This is a genomic window from Spirosoma oryzae, from assembly GCF_003002825.1.
GTDB classification, from domain to species: domain Bacteria; phylum Bacteroidota; class Bacteroidia; order Cytophagales; family Spirosomataceae; genus Spirosoma; species Spirosoma oryzae.
On sequence record NZ_PVTE01000004.1, the window covers coordinates 93,302 to 112,629 of the forward strand.

General features: G+C 55.0%; 11 protein-coding genes. 7 read left to right on the top strand and 4 right to left on the bottom strand.

Annotation, left to right across the window (positions count from 1 at the left end):
- The first annotated feature begins 93 nt into the window (after nt 1-93).
- Both CLV58_RS05710 and CLV58_RS05715 read left to right on the top strand, forming a co-directional pair.
- Nucleotides 94-4,734, top strand: a complete 4,641-nt coding sequence (locus CLV58_RS05710) for a translocation/assembly module TamB domain-containing protein (protein ID WP_106136826.1) — start codon at nt 94-96, stop codon at nt 4,732-4,734.
- Between the two features lie 84 nt (nt 4,735-4,818).
- On the top strand, nt 4,819-5,886 hold the full coding sequence (locus CLV58_RS05715; protein WP_106136827.1) for a glycoside hydrolase family 43 protein: 1,068 nt from the start codon (nt 4,819-4,821) through the stop codon (nt 5,884-5,886).
- 77 nt (nt 5,887-5,963) lie between these two features.
- Here the strand turns inward: CLV58_RS05715 and CLV58_RS05720 are convergent, their stop codons facing one another.
- Nucleotides 5,964-8,498 (bottom strand): T9SS type A sorting domain-containing protein, encoded by a 2,535-nt coding sequence (locus tag CLV58_RS05720; RefSeq protein WP_106136828.1) that lies wholly within the window; start codon nt 8,496-8,498, stop codon nt 5,964-5,966.
- 147 nt (nt 8,499-8,645) lie between these two features.
- The gene (locus CLV58_RS05725; protein WP_106136829.1) at nt 8,646-9,140 is read right to left on the bottom strand and encodes a hypothetical protein; all 495 of its coding nucleotides are present in this window, start codon (nt 9,138-9,140) and stop codon (nt 8,646-8,648) included.
- Nucleotides 9,141-9,561: 421 nt separating this feature from the next.
- Between CLV58_RS05725 and CLV58_RS05730 the strand changes: the two genes are divergently transcribed.
- The 5 genes from CLV58_RS05730 (at nt 9,562) to CLV58_RS05750 (ending at nt 16,032) form a co-directional block, all read left to right on the top strand.
- Nucleotides 9,562-12,066: a sialate O-acetylesterase gene (locus CLV58_RS05730; RefSeq protein WP_245882230.1), complete on the top strand. Its 2,505-nt coding sequence runs from the start codon at nt 9,562-9,564 to the stop codon at nt 12,064-12,066.
- 120 nt (nt 12,067-12,186) lie between these two features.
- A complete protein-coding gene (locus tag CLV58_RS05735; protein WP_106136830.1) occupies nt 12,187-12,927 on the top strand; it encodes a proteasome-type protease in 741 nt (246 codons plus the stop codon).
- A gap of 35 nt (nt 12,928-12,962) precedes the next feature.
- Nucleotides 12,963-13,793 carry a transglutaminase family protein gene (locus tag CLV58_RS05740; protein WP_106136831.1) on the top strand — a complete coding sequence of 277 codons (831 nt, stop codon included), beginning with the start codon at nt 12,963-12,965 and terminating at the stop codon, nt 13,791-13,793.
- Nucleotides 13,794-14,002: 209 nt separating this feature from the next.
- A complete protein-coding gene (glmM, locus tag CLV58_RS05745) occupies nt 14,003-15,400 on the top strand; it encodes a phosphoglucosamine mutase (protein WP_106137000.1) in 1,398 nt (465 codons plus the stop codon).
- A 254-nt stretch (nt 15,401-15,654) separates the two neighbouring features.
- The gene (locus CLV58_RS05750) at nt 15,655-16,032 is read left to right on the top strand and encodes a YtxH domain-containing protein (RefSeq protein ID WP_106136832.1); all 378 of its coding nucleotides are present in this window, start codon (nt 15,655-15,657) and stop codon (nt 16,030-16,032) included.
- A 395-nt stretch (nt 16,033-16,427) separates the two neighbouring features.
- On the opposite strand, the gene CLV58_RS05755 is transcribed toward CLV58_RS05750, so the two are convergent.
- Together CLV58_RS05755 and CLV58_RS05760 are read right to left on the bottom strand one after the other, a co-directional pair.
- Nucleotides 16,428-17,855: a tetratricopeptide repeat protein gene (locus CLV58_RS05755; protein ID WP_106136833.1), complete on the bottom strand. Its 1,428-nt coding sequence runs from the start codon at nt 17,853-17,855 to the stop codon at nt 16,428-16,430.
- A 153-nt stretch (nt 17,856-18,008) separates the two neighbouring features.
- The gene (locus tag CLV58_RS05760; protein WP_146141375.1) at nt 18,009-19,154 is read right to left on the bottom strand and encodes a BamA/TamA family outer membrane protein; all 1,146 of its coding nucleotides are present in this window, start codon (nt 19,152-19,154) and stop codon (nt 18,009-18,011) included.
- Nucleotides 19,155-19,328: the final 174 nt, after the last annotated feature.

Consider the following 19,328-nt stretch of genomic DNA (forward strand, 5'->3'; position numbering starts at 1 on the left):
GGGTGGGTTGTCTATTCGGTACACCTTGTACCGGTTGATAACGTCATTTTTCCGACACGCTAATCCATTGTACTTTAGGCAATTCCGCCCTGAATGCGTCAGTTTTTTGCCATACTCGCCAAAACCCTGCTCTACCTCGTCCTGGCGGTAGTAGGCGTAGCGTTTGCGCTTTTACTGGCCGTACAACTCCCGGTTGTACAGACACGCATCGTGCAGGAAGTAGCCCGACGGGTATCGGAGAAGCTGGAATTCCCGGTTAATATCGACGGCGTATCCATTAAATGGTTTGACTCGCTGACGCTGTCGGGCGTAACAATTCTCGACCGCGAACAGCGGCCCATGATTCAGGTTGGGCGGCTCGACCTCGATTATAACCTGCGCAATCTGATCGATTCGTCGGCCCACAACCTGCACCTCGACGGAGCCGTGTTGTACCAGCCGGCGGTCAGGATGATCAAAAATCCGCGCACGGGCGATACAAATCTCGATGAATTCATTGCCCAGATCGACAAGCTGACGGCCGATACAACCCGCCCGTCTGTACCCGATCAGCATACGCCGTTTACAATCGCGAAAATTCAGCTCATCGACGGCGCGTATACACTCGACGATCCGCGCGAGCCGTACATGCGCGACCGTAACAGCTTCGATTACAACCATTTTACACTTAAAAACCTGACGGGCAACGTCAGTCAGTTTCTGATACTGGGCGACACGATTGCGCTCAACATCAAGAACCTATCCGGCGTTGATAAGGGTTCAGGGCTACGCATCCGGCGGCTCGATACACGTTTTCTATACAGCGCCAAGACGATGGATTTCGACCGGCTCTACGCGCACATCGGCAACTCCATCATCCGGCACAGCCTGACGTTTTTCTACGAACGGCCGTCGGCGTTCGGCGATTTCAACAGCCGCGTGCTGATACAGGCCCGCTTTCACGACAGCGAGATTCGTTCGAAAGACCTCGGCTTTTTCTCCGATTACCTGCGCGGGCTTAACGAGACCTGGTATCTGTCGGGGCTGTTCACGGGCACCGTCAATGAGTTTCGGTTACAACGCACCGACCTGCGTTTTGGCCCCGGCGGACGCAGTCGACTCGCGGGCGATCTGACCTGGAAAGGGCTACCCGACATCGACCGAACTACGGTTAATCTGGCCTTCGCACCCTCCGTTGTCAACATGGCCGACATTCGGCAGTACTACCCCGACGAAGGCTTCAACAAAACGATTCAGAAACTGGGAACGGTATCGTTCAACACGCGCTTCGTCGGCTCGTTCAGTGATTTCAAAAATACCGGTACGTTTCGCACGGCAATCGGGACGGTTACGGGCGACGTTGCGCTGAAGCTGCCCAAGAACAGCGATCTGACGACCTACGTTGCGAATCTCAAAGCGTCGGACCTGAACCTTGGGATACTGATCGATGATTCCGAACAGTTCGGGCTACTCGACGGGCAGGCGCAGCTTTCGGGCCGTGGTACCAGTCTTGACAAAGCCAGCGTCGACGTCAATGGGCAACTGGCGCGCTTTGGCTGGCAAGGCTACAACTATCGGGACGTAACCGTACGGGGCAACCTGCAAAAAGCGTTCTTCCACGGTCAGCTGTCGTTGCGCGACCCCAACCTGGCATTCGACCTCGACGGAGAGTTCGATTTTACGCAACCCCTGAATCGGTACGACATGCGCGGTACGGTGCAACAGGCTGATTTGCGGGCGCTGGGTTTTGTCAGCGATTCGCTACAGGTCAGCACCAGTCTCGACGTACAGCTCACCGGTAACAAGCTGGATAACATAGTCGGGCAGGCTTATTTTCGCGATACCCGGCTGACACTTAACCGGCGTACCCTTCGCATCGATACGCTGTCGCTGGTATCATCGGTCGAACAACGCCATCAGACGGGTCACCCTGATTCTGTCAGCACACAGCGCTATTTCGGACTTGACTCCGAATTTATGACGGCCCGGCTCCAGGGTGACTTTCAGCCCCAGCGCACTATTGACGACCTGACCCAGCTAGCGCGCGAATACCGGCTGTTTTTTGCGGGCGATGCGGCCGGGATGAACGCGTACTACGCCCGAAAGAAGCAGCGCCTGCCCCGCACCGGACTAGCCCAGTACAGCATCGATTACCAGACGATCTCGAAAGACATCGCACCGTTGATTGCGTTTCTGTCGCCGACGACGCACGTCGCGCCGGCAACCCGACTCGAAGGTCGTTTCACAGTCGGTAATACATCATTGCTGACGGCTACTGTTCATACCGACTCCCTGCGCTTCGGCACGATCGGTTTCGGCCCGACCGATCTGGATCTGACGACGTCGAAGTTCACGCTCACCCCGCAAGTACTGGCTTCGGCCGTCTTGTCGTCAAAATGGCAAACGTTCAGCAAAGCGCTGCCCACGAGTAACCTACAGGCCGAAGGATTCTGGGATACCGATCATATCGACTTCACCACCAGCATCGATCAGGCAGGCAGCAGCAACCGGGCCGCTCTGAACGGTGAATTGCGCTTTAAAGGCGATGCCATCGACCTGACGTTCCGCCAATCGCAGCTCCGCGTTCTCGACGGCGACTGGACGCTGAACCCCGAAAGCCTGATTCGGAAGGTAGGCGATGAATACACCATCCGAAACCTGTCGGTTGCGAACCAGGATCAGCGTATACAGGCAGCGGGTCGGTTGTCGGCCGATTCGAGCGAGGTACTGAACGTAGCCGCCACGTCGTTCCGGCTTCAGTCGCTCAACTCCGTGCTGAATACCAAACTGGGCGGTACACTGAACGGGACGGCGTCGGTCCGAAACATTTACAAGACACCCATCCTCGAAAGTCAGTTTGGCGTAACGGCCCTGTCGTACGATAGTACCCTGTTCGGCGATTTACGTAGCCAGGCCGAATGGGATCAGGCACTGCAACAGCTAAACGTCGATGCGCGGTTACGGCGCAGCGGGTCCGACGTACTGACGATTCTGGGCAACTACACGCCGACCCAAACCACCGATCCGCTGGATCTGACCGCCACCGTCACTAATGCTGACCTGGCCATTCTGGACTCGTTCACGAAAGGCCTGTTCTCCAATCTGGGGGGTACGGCCGTCGGTCAGATTGCCATCAAAGGCCGGCCGGTTGCTCCTGTGCTGCAAGGCGAGCTAAGTCTGCAAAACGGACGCGGGCGCTTCGATTACCTCAAAACGGACTTCACGTTCGACGACAAAGTTTACTTCGGGGAGAACGAAATCATTACCCGTCGGCTGACACTCCGCGATCCCGACGGTAACACGGCTTTACTGCGCGGAGGTGTTTACCACGACGGGTTCCGGGATGTCAACCTGCGCTTCGATGCCGACTTCCGCAACTTCCGGATTATGAACACCACGGTGTCCGATAACGACGTGTTTTACGGGCAGGGCGTAATCAGCGGCAAGGCGGAACTGACGGGACCGCTCGACAACCTGGCCGTTCGCGCCAACGTGGCCAGTAACAAGGGGACACGCATCTACATTCCGCTCGACGGAGCCGCGTCGGTATCGTCCGACGACCAGATTCGATTTGTCAGCCATGCAACACCAAAGCCGGGCGCTGACCTCCCCCCTGACGAGCGGCCGGGCAGTATCGATCTGTCGCGGATCACGATGGATTTCAATTTCAACATCACCCCTGATGCCTACTGCGAAATTCAGCTGGACAAGCAAACGGGCGATATCATCAAGGCGTATGGACAAGGGCTGATCGCTATGCGGGTCGACACGAAAGGCGACTTCTCGATGACCGGCAACTACGCGATTCAGAAAGGCGACTACACGTTTACGTTTCAAAACGTCATCAACAAGCGCTTCCAGATACGCCCCAACAGCCGCATCACCTGGACGGGTGATCCCTATGGCGCTTTGCTCGACGTAACAGCGGCTTACACGCAATACACCTCGCTGTCGCCCCTGCTGCCAACCGGCAGTCGTGGTGCTGATCAGACACGTCGGTACCCGGTCGATCTGGTTATCAAAATCAACGGTGATCTGGGTTCACCCGCCATCACGTACAATGTCGATGTGAAGGATTATCCGTCGACCTCCGATTTCCGGCAGGCGGTAACGGCGTTTCAGTCGCGACTACAAAGTAACGACCAGGAACTAACGCGGCAGGTGAGCAGTATTTTGCTGTTCAATCAGCTGCTGCCGGAAGGGACGAGCCTGTTCGATCAGGGACAGGTCAACGCAGGGGTAGCCAACAGCGTGAGTGAGCTGGTATCGAATCAGATCAGTCGACTGGCTTCGTCGCTGAACGATAACCTCGACATTGGTTTATCATTCGGCGGGTTCACGGGCAACACCCTGACACAAAACGAAAACCTGCTCAACAACCTGCAACTGCGTTTCTCGTACCGGCTGCTGAACGACCGGCTGCGGATCAGCCGCGACGGTGGCTTTACGTACGGGCAAAATCAGTACAACACCGCCAGTCTGCTGGGCGAATGGACGCTGGAATACTGGCTGACGTCGGACGGACGGCTGCGGGCTAAAGTGTATAACCGCAACCAGCAGAGCATTCTGAACCAGATCAACATTACCAGTGCTACTATCTCGACAGGCGGTGGCTTGAGCTTACTGTACACCCGTTCGTTCAACAAGCTATTCAGCACCAAGCGCCCCACACCCGGCCTTGCCCCCGACCCTGTCGACGCGTCGCCCGCAGGCCCATCGGTCCCCGTTACGCCCGTCTCAACAGTGTTTTGGTAGTCGCTACAGTATACAGCGCCTGATTTTGGGTTTTCGGTATGCATGGTCCACTCAACGGACTAACTGAAAACGAACCCCAAAACCATGCGTATCCTCCTCTTTTTTGCTGTCCTGCTACTTTTTGCATCGTCACCGTCCGTGCTGGCGCAACGCCCGTTGGCGCAACGCACGTTCACCAATCCGGTTAAAGATTCCGGACCCGATCCCTGGGTGCTAGCGCACGATGGCTGGTACTATTACATGAATACGACTGGTCGCAATCTGACGCTCTGGAAAACCCGGAACATGGCGGACTTGCGGCAGGCAGAATCGAAAGTGATCTACACCCCTCCTGCCGGAACGCCGTACGCCCGCGATCTGTGGGCACCCGAAATCCACCGGTTCAACGATAAGTGGTACGTGTATTTCGCGGCTGATTCAATCAACAACATCGGCCACCGCATGTGGGTCATCGAAAATACATCGTCCGATCCGATGCAGGGCGACTGGACGATGAAAGGTAAGGTCAGCGACAAAGGCGATCACTGGGCCATCGATATGTCGGTGCTTGACTACAACGGACAGTTATACGCGGCCTGGTCGGGCTGGGCAGGCGCTACCAACGGGCAGCAAAACATCTACATTGCCCGGCTCGAAAACCCGTGGACGATGAGTAGCGACCGCGTGTTGATCTCGCAGCCCGAACTACCGTGGGAGCGGCATGGCGACGTGCCGACCGACTGGCAGAAGAACGGGGAAGTGCCGAAGATTTATGTGAATGAAGGGCCGGAATTTTTGCGGCATGATAACCGCCTGTTCATCGTCTACTCGGCGAACGCCTGCTGGCTCGACTACTGCATGGGGTTACTTACGTTCAACGGCAAGGGCGATCTGCTCAATCCGGCTAATTGGACCAAAAACCAGCAGCCCGTCTTCGTACAGTCACCGGCGAATGGTGTGTATGCGCCCGGCCACGGTGGTTTTTTCCGGACAACCGGCCCAAATGCGCAGGACTGGATGATCTACCACGCCAATCCCTCCGCGACTGACGGCTGCGGCAATAAACGCGCCCCCCATATGCAGCCCTTCACCTGGAACACAGACGGCACGCCCAACTTCGGCCAACCAACTACAACAGCACTGGCCGTACCGAATGATAGAATGATAGAATGATAGAATAGGCTGACGCATCATTCAATCATTCATTCAATCATTCAATCACTCATTCATTCTATCACTCAGTCATTCAATTATTCTTTCACTATTCGCATTACGGTCTGACGGTCGGTAGCCTCGGCTTTGAGCAGGTACGTACCGGCGGGCAGGTCGGGAAGCGGGTATTCGACCTGGTGTTTGCCAATAAAAGCAGGAACGATAAACTGCCGAACTGCCCGCCCGGCCGCATCCTGTACCGTTAACGCAATAGCCTGTCGGCTATCCTGCTCAATTTCGAGCCGCAGATGGGTACCGACCGGATTTGGCAGTACCCGGACCGATAGCCCGGTACCAGGCTCGGTAATCGCCGTCAGCACGAAGGCGATCGCGTTGGATGCCGGTGATGCACAGCCATTCTGCGTAACGACGACATAATAGCGACCGCTCTGATACGGTGTCAGCGTCGTTGACGTGGCGTTCGTGATAGCCGTCGCCGACGCAGCGCCGGTCGGCTGGACATACCATTGAATACCGGACACATCCGTTACGCGGAGTGTACTGCCCGTTTGTGATACGACGGGGGTTTCCGGAACGGGAAAGCGTGACTTCAGCGTGACGAATGCCGTGGACGTCGTGCACCGGTTGCTGTCGCGTACACTGACGGTATAGGTTCCTTCACTTAGGCCAGTTTGAGTAACGACCCGGTTCTGCAACGTATCGCGCCGGGGTGTTTGCCAGTAGACCGTAAATGGACGCGTACCGCCCGCAATCTGTACAGCCGCTTCCCCATCGGCACCACCCGCACAGGTCACGTCTTTGATCGTACCAACGGTCAGAGACAGTGCCGATGCGTCGCCCACGAACACGGCCGCCGAATCGGTGCAGCCGGCTTCATCACTGATCCGGAAGGTGTATGTACCGGGAATCAGATTACCAAACTGATTCGTCGTCTGTGCGTTTTGCCCCAGACGCTGGTAGGTTCGTGCAGTTCCTGCCCCCCCTGTACTCGTCAGCGATACAACACCCGTCGGGCAGATGCAGCACTTCGCTACCTGTGTCGTCGCCTGCAAACGCAACGGGTCAGCTTTTCCAATTGGTACAGATAATAAGGCGGTACACCCATTCGTATCGGTGGCAATAACCGTGTACTCACCCAGCGCCAGTCCACCGAATACAGGGCTGCGTTGCACAATTCGCGACGATGCCAGTTGATAACGAATCGGTTCTGTCCCGCCCGTGCTGCGTACCGTGATCGACCCGCTGGCGTTGCCTTTACAACTCACGGGTAGCACGGTAGCCGCCAGGGAAAGCACCGCCGGCTGCGGCACAGCAACGGTTCGTTTGAGCGTACAGCCACCCAGATCGCGCACCGTAAACTCGTATGATCCGGTAGCCAGCCCGGTAAAGACCGTTCCCGTCTGGTAGTCTCCGTTGCCGAGCTGATACTGAAACGGGCCGGTACCATTGCTGCCGATGATCGTAACACTACCATCGGCCGATCCGGCGCAGCGGGTTGGCTGGATCGTCGTTCGTATGTCAAATGCAGCAGGCGAGCCAATCAGGGCCGTTTGAGCCGTAACGCAGGCCGCCTGATCGGTCACGACAAGTGTGTAACTACCTGCTTTCAGGTCAGTGAATGTGCCGCTGGGTTGAGCCGCCCCCCCGTTGATCTGGTAACTGTAAGGCGCAGCGCCCCCCGCCACGCTAACAATCAAACCGCCATCCGATCCACCAGAGCAGCGCGTGTCGACCGTCCGAATGGACAGATTCATCGCCGTCGGCGGCTTGATCTCTACACTTGCATTGGCCAGACACCCCAGTGCATCCTTAACGCCAACCGTATACGTACCCGCCTGTAGACTGATAAATGTGTTCTGGTCCTGAAATACTTGTCCGTTCAGCTGATACTGTTTTGCCCCGGTTCCACCCGTTGCTGTTACACTGATCTGCCCCGTAAACTGACTCGCGCAGTTGACTGGCTTTGCGACAGCATTGACCGTAATCGACGGTGGTACAGTAATGCGGGCCGCCCGGCTGGTCGTTGTTCCGCAGGCGTTTGTGGCGGTCAGGTAGTAATTGCCGGTATTGAACGTTTGCACAAACGGAATGCGTAATTCGGCCGTCGAAGCCGTGGCGTTGTTGAGGATTCGGTAGCCATCAACGTACCAGGTCAGTTGCCCTGACGTACCGTCGGCCAAGGCTACCGACAATCCGGCCGGCACATTTTCGCAGACGGTAATTGACCCGGGACCGGCTGTAAACGTAACCGCTTGTACGGGGGTAACCGTTGCTGTGGCTGTCGTGGCCGTACCACTCACCGTACACGTAGCCGTGTATGTGGTAGGCTGACTGGCCGTCACGCTAACGATAGCCGTCGCCTGCCCCGTCGACCAGTGGAGTGTCCCACCTGCTGGGCAACCGGTTGCTGTTAACGACGCCGGGCTCCCTTGGCAAACGCTTACCGATGCGGGGCTGAGTGCCAGCGTAGACGCGGGCACTACGGTGCTACTACCAGCCTGCGTAACGGCTGCGGGGCGGGCCTGCGCTGTAAGGCCCAGCAGCCACAGCAGCAGACTCGTTACCACTATGCACTGACGAATACAACGATGAGTAAGTAGAGGAAGGGTCATAAACGTAACCAATTAGTATGGCGTATAAACAAAGGTATTGCATTTGCCGTACTGTCCTGTCAAAGTTCTAGGAGACGGCCTTACTGACCCAAAAACAAACCCCCGGCATCTGATACAGACACCGGGGGTTGATAAAATTTGGCATTGTTAGTAAAATAAGCCCCAATCGTCGGGAGCGTCGTTATCCTTATCGAACCCGTTTACCCAATCGACAAACAGCAGCCGGAACTGCTCAATCTCATCACGCAATACGTTCAGGTAAGCCGGTGTCGCCAGCTTTTCGGCCTTGCAATAGGAGGTCTGCGCCAGCAGTTCGCGAGCATGCATCTTGATGATGACAGCATTCTCCATCCGCAGCGTATATAGATCACCGCCTTCAGCGCCCACGATTTTAGGAGCCAGCATCATCGCATTGGCTAACATCTGCTCATGCATCATCAGCACATCATCTTCCTTGTTAATGGTTTCGACGATGGCCTGCGTCAGTTCCATTATTTCATTAGCCTTCCTCAGAATGGGCAGATTCCGAATCCGTTTGTTTTCGGCTTCCATTTCGGCCCGCGTTTCTTCCGGATCATAGTCTTCGTCGAAGCCGTCCCAATCCATGAAGTTATCTTCGTCGTCTTCGTCATCAAAGTTCATTAGCCAGTCAACGAAGGGTGGCGTTTTCCTTCGTTAGACAAAGTAAAAGAAAGGTTTAGGAAAAACAAATGAGCGACCGAAATCGACCGAAATCTTCTACTGACAATCAATTACTTATCCGAAAATTAGGCAGCAATTTCAGCAGTAATTTATGCTATAATCCTGCTTAGAAAATGACTGTTCTGCTGTAACGTACAAAGCGTTCGGCAAAACGACGGATCGCTGCACGTACGCATAGGACAACCTCTTTAATGCTAATTAATTTTCTTCAAAAAGAGTAACATAACAAGAACAAACAAGTGTATCTAATATATTTGATATACCGTATAATCAAGAAGATTTTCTTATCAACCATAGAGACCGCTTATCTGGCACAATGCCTGCTCTGTTACATACTGATATATCTGCTTTTAGCTGCTTCATGAATCACACCGTACTAAACCGCCTGCTCCTGGGCTTGAACTGTGCTCTACTATGTCTGATTGGTTTACCCGCTATTGCTCAGATCGACGTTACCTATCCTGTCGAGCGGATGATCGTTCAGCGTAATAACAATAATCAGGCTACCGTTCAGGTTGCGGGTAGTTACGCCCAACTACTCGATGCAGTTGAAGCCAGAGCCGTAGCTCGCTCGGCGGGTCAGGGTACTACTACCGACTGGACAACGCTTCAGGCTAATCCGATCAATGGTCAATTCAACGGTACGCTGCAAATTAGTGGTGGCTGGTACCAGATTGAAGTGCGCGGCCGTCGGAACGGACAAATCGTTGCCACCGATGCCGTTACCCGGTTTGGTGTCGGCGAAGTCTTTGCTATCCTCGGTCATTCCAACGCCCAGGGTTCCAGTTGCATTAGAGATGGGGTCGATTACTGCACGACCATTGACGGAGCCACGGACGACCGGGTTACCGTTGTTCCCCTCAACCAGTCGACACCGGAGTTTCGAGCCTATGAGCAAACGGCCAATACCAATTATTTACCCGGTCTTGTTTTCAATCAGCTGGCGACATACAGTGGCTTGTCGCCGTTTGCCCAATTCAGTTGGTTTTGGGGTAAGATGGGTGATTTGCTGGTGCAACGGATCAACGTGCCGGTTCTGATCTATAACGCGGGCTTCGGCGGTAGCAACATGGAAGCAAATTATAAGTCGGCCTACGACATTCCGTTCGATCACTTCTTTATCAAATACGCCATTCGGATGCCCTACGTCAACATCCGTAATATCATGAACCTGTACGTACCGGCCACCGGCATTCGATCCGTGCTGATTCATCATGGCGAAAACGATCGGAGTAATGCAACAGACGTTATTGCAACACATTATTTTGGTGTGATCGATAAAGTGCGACAGGAGTTCAGCAAACCTAACCTATCGATGCTCGTCGCTACATCGTCGTATGTAGGCGGGCGCTTCGACAATGTCCGCAATGCACAGGCGCAGGTTATTAACCGGTCTGACTATAACGTCTTCCCCGGGCCTGACCTCGACAACATGACAGCCCGACCAGACGGTATCCACTACTCGCCCGATGGACAGCGACAGGTGGCTCAACTCTGGTCAGACGCCATTACCAACGACTTTTTCACCAAATCACAGCCATACATGGCCGAGCCGCAGCAGCTTATCAGTGCGACCTGCGCGCCCGGCAATCAGCTTCAGATTACACTTCCGACCAGCGCCAGTTACACCTGGAACACGGGAAGTACGGACCAGAGTCTGACGGTAGGCACTGGTACTTATTCAGCCCGCCTGCGCAGTGACCAGAACAAAATTACGTTCCCCCCGGCGATCACGGTACCAACCGAAATTCGCCCGGCCGACCCGACTATCAGCGCGCAGGGGTCACCATCCTTCTGCCTGCCTGGCAACACTGTCTTGCAGGCAAACTATTCGGGCAATGGCCTGACGACCTGGAACACGGGTGCAACCTCAACGTCCTTGGCTATCGGTGCCGTAGGGACATACTCGGTCCAAACGAAAGGCGCAGCCTACGGCTGTCTGTCTAACTCCGTAGCATATACCGTTAATCCGGCAGGCTCCGATCTTGCCCTGAGCATGGCGGCCAGTCGACGGGTACCGGCCGTTGGCGACACAGTGACGTTTACGCTGACCGTACGCAATGAAGGCGGCTGCCAGGTCGGGTTTGCGACCATCGCCAATCGACTTCCGCCCAACCTGACGCCAATCTCCAGTCCGACGCTTCCGTTCACCAACAGCGTCGTATCGGGCACCATCTCGACCTTGATGCCCGGTCAGGCAGTCACACAACAGTATGTCGCTCGCGTTGCGATGCCGGGTGTCTACCAGAATGCCGCTGAAATCATGACGCAGGACGGTCCCGACCCAGACAGCCAGCCGGGGTCGGGAACGGGCGACGGGCAGGACGACGAAGCGCAGGTCGACTTCCGAGCTGGAAACGGCTCAACCCTGTTTGGATCGCCTAACCCGAATCAGGTTCCATTGCCGACTGTACAGAGTAATCAGCCAACGCCCGACCCGGCCAAAGCAGACATTAGTTTGTCCATGCAGATCGACCGGCGTACGGTGGTGATTGGGCAGACTGTATCGATCAGCCTGACGGTTTCCAACCTGGGTGGCCTGACGGCCGGACGCGTGGGCGTGCAGCACCTGCTGCCCACCGGCTTGAGCTTCGTTTCATCGCCTGATTTTACAGCCAGCGGTTCAACCCTGTCGGCTGTGCTGAGCTCGATTGCACCCGGCAGCAGCGCGACGGTTAGCTTTCTGGCGCGGGCCAGCAGCACCGGCTCACTGACCAACATGGCCCAAATCAGTTCGTCGACGCAGGCCGATCCCGACAGCACGCCCGGTAATGGTTATACCAACGGTGAAGACGATACCGCCCAACTCGATGTTCGCGTAACCGGCTTGTCGGGTGGGCGGCAGGCGGCTTTTTCGAAAAACTAACAACTGGTCAGCGATTACCGAACCAACACCACTTTTTGCAGAAAACCGTTTTCAGATGAACCATCAACGGGGCAAGCCTGTATATTTGCTCTGGGTGCCCCCGTTTTGTAACGCTGAAAAATGACGTATTGCTTAGGAATTAAGGTGAAGGGTGGTCTGGTTGCGATCGCCGATACCCGGCTGACGTCGGGTTCAGAAGTATCATCGAACCGGAAGATTTCGGTGCACGAGGTTGAGAACCACTCCCTGTTCATCATGACGTCGGGCCTGCGTTCCGTCCGTGATAAGGCCATCACGTATTTCCGTGAGGTCATTGCCGAACAGGACCGATCGTTCACCAAACTGTACCAGGCCGTCAACGCATTTGGTGAGCAGGTAAAGCGGGTGGCGCAGGAAGACAAGGCCTCCATCGTTGCCAGCGGGCTGAATTTCAACCTCAACGCCATTGTTGGCGGGCAGCTTGAGCAGGATAAAGAGCATAAGCTATTCATGCTGTATCCCGAAGGAAACTGGGTAGAAGTCGATCAGGGCTCACCGTTCAAAATAATCGGCAATTCGGGTTATGGCAAGCCGCTGCTGTTTCGTAATCTGTCGTACGAAACCAGTTTGCAGGACGCGCTCAAAATTGGTTTTCTGGCGTTCGACGCGACCCGCGTCAGTGCCAATGACGTCGACTACCCGCTCGACGTGGTCATCTACCCCACCGACAGTTTTCACATGACCGAATACCGGTTGGAGAAAGACGATATGGATGAGGTATCACACCAATGGAGCGCCCTGCTGAGTAACTCCGTTCGCAAGCTGCCCGGCTACTGGATGGACCCCATTTTCGAAAAGGTCCGGGCCGTTAAAAACAGTTAAGCATGCTTTCGGCTTAGTCTGTAATACCTTCCGCTATGCATCTGCACGTCCGGCACGATTCTGAGTACACCTACGACCATCCGGTTTCGCTGGGTCCGCAGACGCTCTATCTGTACCCGCGCACCTATCCGTATCAGCGGCTGTTGCGGTACGACTTACAGATCGACCCGGCTCCCTCGCGCATCGTCCGTAACATCGACGTGGAAGGCAACGTACAGCAACTGGTTTATTTCGATCAGCCGACCGATTACCTGACAATTCGGTCGGAAGTAGAACTTGAATCGAGCGAGTTCAATCTCTTCGATTTTGTTCTGTTCCCGTTCGACACGCAGCGCATTCCGTTTCGCTACCCGGCTCCGGAACAGGACCTGCTGCTACCTTATCTGGAGCGGGTTGGTGTATCGGAACGGGTCGAGAGCTGGGCACGTCAACTGGCGTCGCAGGCCAACTGGCAGACCGTTGCCTTTCTGATGACGCTCAACCAGACCATTCGGGCGTTTACCTACGAAGTTCGTGAGGTAGGTGCTCCCTACCCGCCGGAGCAGACGCTTACCCTGATGCGGGGCTCCTGCCGGGACTATACGACACTTTTCATGGCCGCCTGCCGAAGTCTGGGTATGGCCGCCCGGTTTGTCAGCGGGTACCTGTTCGGGAATCCGCAGCAGGAGCATCAGCTACATGCCTGGGTCGAAGTATACCTGCCCGGCGCGGGCTGGCGCGGCTTTGATCCGACCGAAGGCACAGTCGTAGGAAACCGGCATATTTTTCTGACGTCGACGGCCAAGCCCGAACTGGCTGCCCCCATCAGCGGCACCTTTCAGGGTCAGGCTAGTTCGACCTTACGCTCCGAGCTGTATTTCGGCTGATTCGTTCCCTAATAAAACGACCAGCGCCCTTCTTTTGTCGAGCCAACACGCGGTCGGCTACGGGCCGAATCGTATCTTTGTCAACGCCGGATTAGCTGGCCATCAGCAAGCCTGTGGCTGTCTACCGACCGGTTCGTTTGGTCAACAGCATTGGTTTCCGGGAAACCATCAACAAACGAATCGTAAACCGACTCATTCTTTTCAGTATCGTGACATTAATCAAATCCATTTCCGGAATTCGGGGTACAATTGGTGGACGCAGTGGCGACGGGCTTACCCCTCTGGACGTTGTTAAATTCACAGCCGCTTTCGGCCAATGGCTGCGGCAGCGAAATCCGGCATTGACGACTGTTGTCATCGGACGGGACGGCCGGTTGTCCGGTGAGATGGTAGCCAAATTAGTAGCCGCAACGCTACAGGGTCTCGGCCTCGACGTGCTCGACCTTGGCCTGTCGACGACCCCAACGGTCGAACTGGCCGTAGCCGGTGAAAAGGCAGCGGGTGGCATTATACTGACAGCCAGCCACAACCCCATTCAGTGGAACGCGCTTAAACTGCTCAACGAAGCAGGGGAGTTTATTTCGGCGCAGGATGGTGCTGACGTACTGGCGATTGCGGAAGCGGAAGCGATCGATTTTGCCGACGTACGCAAACTCGGAAAGTACCGCACCAACGATACCTGGCTCCGGCAACACATCGAGCAAATACTGGCCCTGCCACTCGTCGACCGCGACGCCATTGCCGCCCGCAACTTCCGGGTGGTTGTCGACGCGGTCAATTCAACGGGTGGGCTGGCCGTACCGATGCTGCTGGAAGCGCTGGGCGTCGAACAGATAACCAGGCTGCACTGCGAGCCAACCGGAAACTTTGCTCACAACCCCGAACCACTGCCCGAAAACCTCCGCGACATCATCAAGGAAATGGAGCGTGGCCACGCCGACATCGGCATCGTTGTCGACCCCGACGTCGACCGGCTGGCGCTGATCTGCGAGGACGGCACCCCGTTCGGCGAAGAATATACGCTGGTTGCCGTTGCCGATTACATACTTCAGCAGGGGGGCGCGGGTAATACGGTGTCGAACCTGTCGAGTACGATTGCCCTGCGGGTAATCACGGAAAAAGCCGGTGGTCAGTACGCGGCATCTGCGGTAGGCGAAGTCAACGTCGTTGAGCTGATGAAGGCGAAAAACGCAGTGATCGGTGGCGAAGGAAATGGCGGCATTATCTATCCCGAACTACATTACGGCCGCGACGCGCTGGTGGGCATTGCCCTGTTCCTGACGCATCTGGCGAAATCAGGAAAATCGGCCTCCAAGCTGCGCCGGACGTACCCAAATTTTTACATCTCGAAAAACAAGATCGAATTAACGCCCGATATTGATGTTGATGCATTGCTCGAACGGATCAAAGCCCGGTACGCCCGCAATCCCATCAGCACCATCGATGGTGTCAAGATCGAGTTTGATCGGGAGTGGGTTCACTTACGCCGGTCCAATACCGAACCAATCATCCGAATCTATTCCGAATCCGACACGCTGGCAACAGCCGATCACCTGGCAAGCAAGATTATCAGCGACATTCGGGAAGTGATCTCGGAGAAACGATAAGACTGCCAGACAATCTGTACGACGAGCTGCTCATCCGGGCAGCTCGTTTTGTTTGGGGTATACTCAAGCGACCCACATCAGCCCCTATACTGTAGAGAATTCTACTCATTCACCGATCATCTTTTCCGATGTTGGCATGACTCCCTTAAAGATAAATCACTGATTAACAACACTTTTACTAGTCAACTGGGTGTGCTGGCATAATTTTTACAAGGTAGTATGCGAGATCCCAAATAACTTAAACACACACGATCATGAGTTTCTTGAAAGGCGTATTGACAGGACTTGCTATTGGCTATTTGACAGCACCCCGCAGCGGTAAAGATACCCGCCAGAAATTGAGCGAGGGTATCAGCGATCTGCAGGATCAGTGGGACGAAGGCGTTGCTGACGTAAAGACGCAGTTCAACAGCCTGCTGGGTAAAGCAGAAGAGAAAGCCGACGAAGTGAAAGACAAAGCCAATTCGCTGGCTAACAAGGCACAGAACAAAGTAGAAGATCTGAAAGACGACGCAAAGTCGCAATACAACCAGGAGCGGGCGAAAGCCAACTACAACGATAAAGTTGATGATCTGGCAGATGCAACGAAGTCTGGTATCAACAAAGCTGAAGACGCGCTGAAATTCAACTAATCAGGCGTTCCAACACACTCAACGACATGAAAAATGGAAGCGGCTGATTCTTCGGAATCAGCCGCTTTTTTGGTTTAGATGCCGATCGGTGATTCGTCCACAAAGGTGATTCGTCCACAGAAGAGAAGTCCCCACGCTCCTGCGAGTGTGGGGACCCTTTCATGTCGTTGAGTAAATCAGGAGGGGGGCCGTCGCTACGACAAAACGTCGCGTTCGAGCAAACCACAATGGGTCAAAATCGTGCCAGCGAAACGCCTATAGCACAAAGATCTAGTAGTCAGTTTACTATAAAATAGAGCAGCCGTTTTTCGCTCCTGTTACGGGTGTAATTTGGGGATAATTTTACCCGGAAACGTAGTCCTGTTACGCTGTCATTATTCAGAATTTTTACCCATTTATTGAGCCCCTTTAGCGACAGCTCGTTCGTAACTTCGGTTCAGTTGCTCCATGAACTTACCCGTCACCCAGCCGATATCTGAGTCGCGGATAAACACGAATCGTTTTGCCACCGACGTATTGCCGTACGCTTTTACGACAGCGTCGAGTAGCAGAGCTCCGGCAATCAATTGCTTCTCGTTGAATTGATTCTGCGCATTAGCCAGATCGGCTTCCGCTTTCCGGCGCACGACCGGATCAGTCAGACTGCTCAGATCGGGGTGAATCAGGGTCTGGTAGTCATTGAGCGTTAGCTGACGAAACCGGTCTACATCGCCCTGTGTGATCGGCACCGCCGTCATACCCGCCCGCTCGGGGTGGAGATATGCCGTCATGGCCCAGGCAATTCCCCCGCCGAACGCTACGGTCCTGCGTTGCTGCAGCCCCAGACCCGCCTTGTTGAATTCCAGATTTATCGTTGTATCGATCAGTGGCCGGATCGCTTTGAGTGCTTCCTCCTTGTACGCGTCGATGGCAAGTGAACGCTTGTTGTCAATTTGGGTAGCCAGCGTTTTTGTCCCGAACGAGAAGCTGATGGATTGGAATCGACCGTTCCCGTCATAGTAGCCGCCTTTCGTGTTTCCACTGCCAATGTCGATACAGGATGTCGACGTCCAGAACTTACGCGGAATCGTACCCACCATGAACAGTTCAGCTTCGCGGGCAGCGGTCAGCGCGGTATCGATGGTTAGTTTGTTGCCGTTGGGCAGGTTGGTTGCCACCAATTCCGACAGCATGTCGTAGAGCGCCTTCTTCTTATCCGGCATCTTTCCCAGCGACTCGTTGATACCGCTGCTAAACGCCATGTACACCCGATCGGGCGCGATGTTGTAGTGTCGAATCGAGTCTAGGTACGCCTTCATTACGTCGCGCCCGGCGTCGAACGACTGTGCCGAACCCGACACGAGTGTTACGTTGGGTGCCAGCGGTTTGGAGCGGATGTCCTTGGCGTAGAAACCATTATCATAGGTCGTTCGGAAGATGGCAAGTTTCACCCCCGACGCGCCAATGTCGACACCTGCGTACAAATCTTTCCCGGCGGCCTCGTTCAGCAGTTGCCGCATAGCCGCTTCACTAGCGGAAAAACCTAGTTTCTGATAAAGCGTCAATGCGCGCTGGTAATAACGAACGGCTTCTGCTGTGTTTTGCATGTCGCTGTACGCGTAGCCCAGGTTTTCGTAGGCAACGGCTTCCTGACCCTGATCTTTCGGCTGAATGGCAGGCAGAGCCCGCAGTAGCAAGTCGATCGCCTGCTGCGTCCGGTCGACCATACGAAGCGTATTCCCCAGTTTAATGAAGCGGGCGGCTTCAACAGGGGTGCGTGCGTTCTGTGCACTCAGCGGTAGACTAACGGTAAACCAGCCCAAGAGCAGTAACCAATACTTCATAGAAATAGCCGTTTTGTCGCCCGGATTACAGACAGGCGGCTGAACCAAAGCGACAGCGGGGCTAAAAATAAAGTATAATTATCCGGCTACGCAGCAAATAGGCCGCAACTGTAGCACGCGGTATTTCGACGACAGAACGACGCGCAAAAAAAGCTAAAACGACTCGCCGGTCAGGATGTAAAACCCGGTTCCTTCGCGGGTGAAGCCCACGTCGAAACGCAGGAACACGTCTTTCTTCTTGAACAGCAGATAGCGTATGCCCGCACCACCGGCGGGCAGTAGATTGTCAAGGCGGATTTCACGCGCCGACGGGGCTACCGTACCGACAGCAGCAAAGACAGCCGCACCAATGCGTTTGCTGAACCAGAACGGCAGCCACCGGTACTCAAGTTGTGTGGCTGCGTGTACGTTGTCGCGGTAACGGCCCAGGTAGTAACCGCGCATAATGGTTTCGCCCCCCAGCAGCGCCAGTTGGTTGAACGGGGCATCCCCCCCGGCCAGAACGCCATACGCCTGCCAGGCCAGCACCTGATTGGGTCGTACGGTTTTATACAACCGTACATCAGCCAGTATATTCGAGAAGGCATAGGTGCTGGCCCGCGTCGGGTGGTAGTTCAGGTACGTCAGTTCGGCAAACGCGCCTTTCCGGGCATTGAGCACGTTGGGCCGACTGTCGTAGATCAGACCGACACCCAACCCCAGGTTCGTACTGCCGCCACTACCCCGTGGCAAGGCAAACGGCGTCCCTTCCGGCTGTTGAAACTCGACGTTGCTCAGGTGTTGCAGATCGACGACCAGCCCACCGAACAGGCTGGGACGAATTCGACGCATCACCCGCTGCCGGGCCTGAATCGAAAAAGCATCGACCGTAGCCGGACGATCCGCGTGAGCGTCGGGGCCGATACCGTAATAAAGCAGTGGGAACCGCTGGAACCGCGCCCGCCCGAGGAAGTACCAGCGATCCTTATCCCCAAAAACGGTATTGTCGAGATTTAGCCCGTACTGCCCCAGCAAGGTAACGAAGCCAAACGCCTGCAATTCACTCAGCCGGTTGTTGACGGTGTCATTGTTGGCATGGTACAGGTAAAGCGCTGATGCGCCTAGCTCCAGGCTGGTTTCCGGTGCGTAGGCAATGGTCGGATACAGCGCCAGGTGAGGTTGATTGGACGCGGTTGTATCGTTCAGAAAGCGATTATACAACCGCGTGATGATGTTCTGTGCCGACAAAGAACCGACACAGCATACGGCTAGTATGAGCCCACTCAGCCACCGGCCAACTACCCGTTTCGTTTTACCCATCGACCGAATCTGCCTGAAATGCCTATTTGTTGAGTAGCGTTTACGCCTACTTAACCATACTACGAATCAGCCGCATTGGTTTGACTGGCAGCACCTGAGTTTAAAATAGCATTAACCCGTTATTATTTTTAAATAATCTTTAATTATAGAATTTATTATGGCCTATAGACAAAA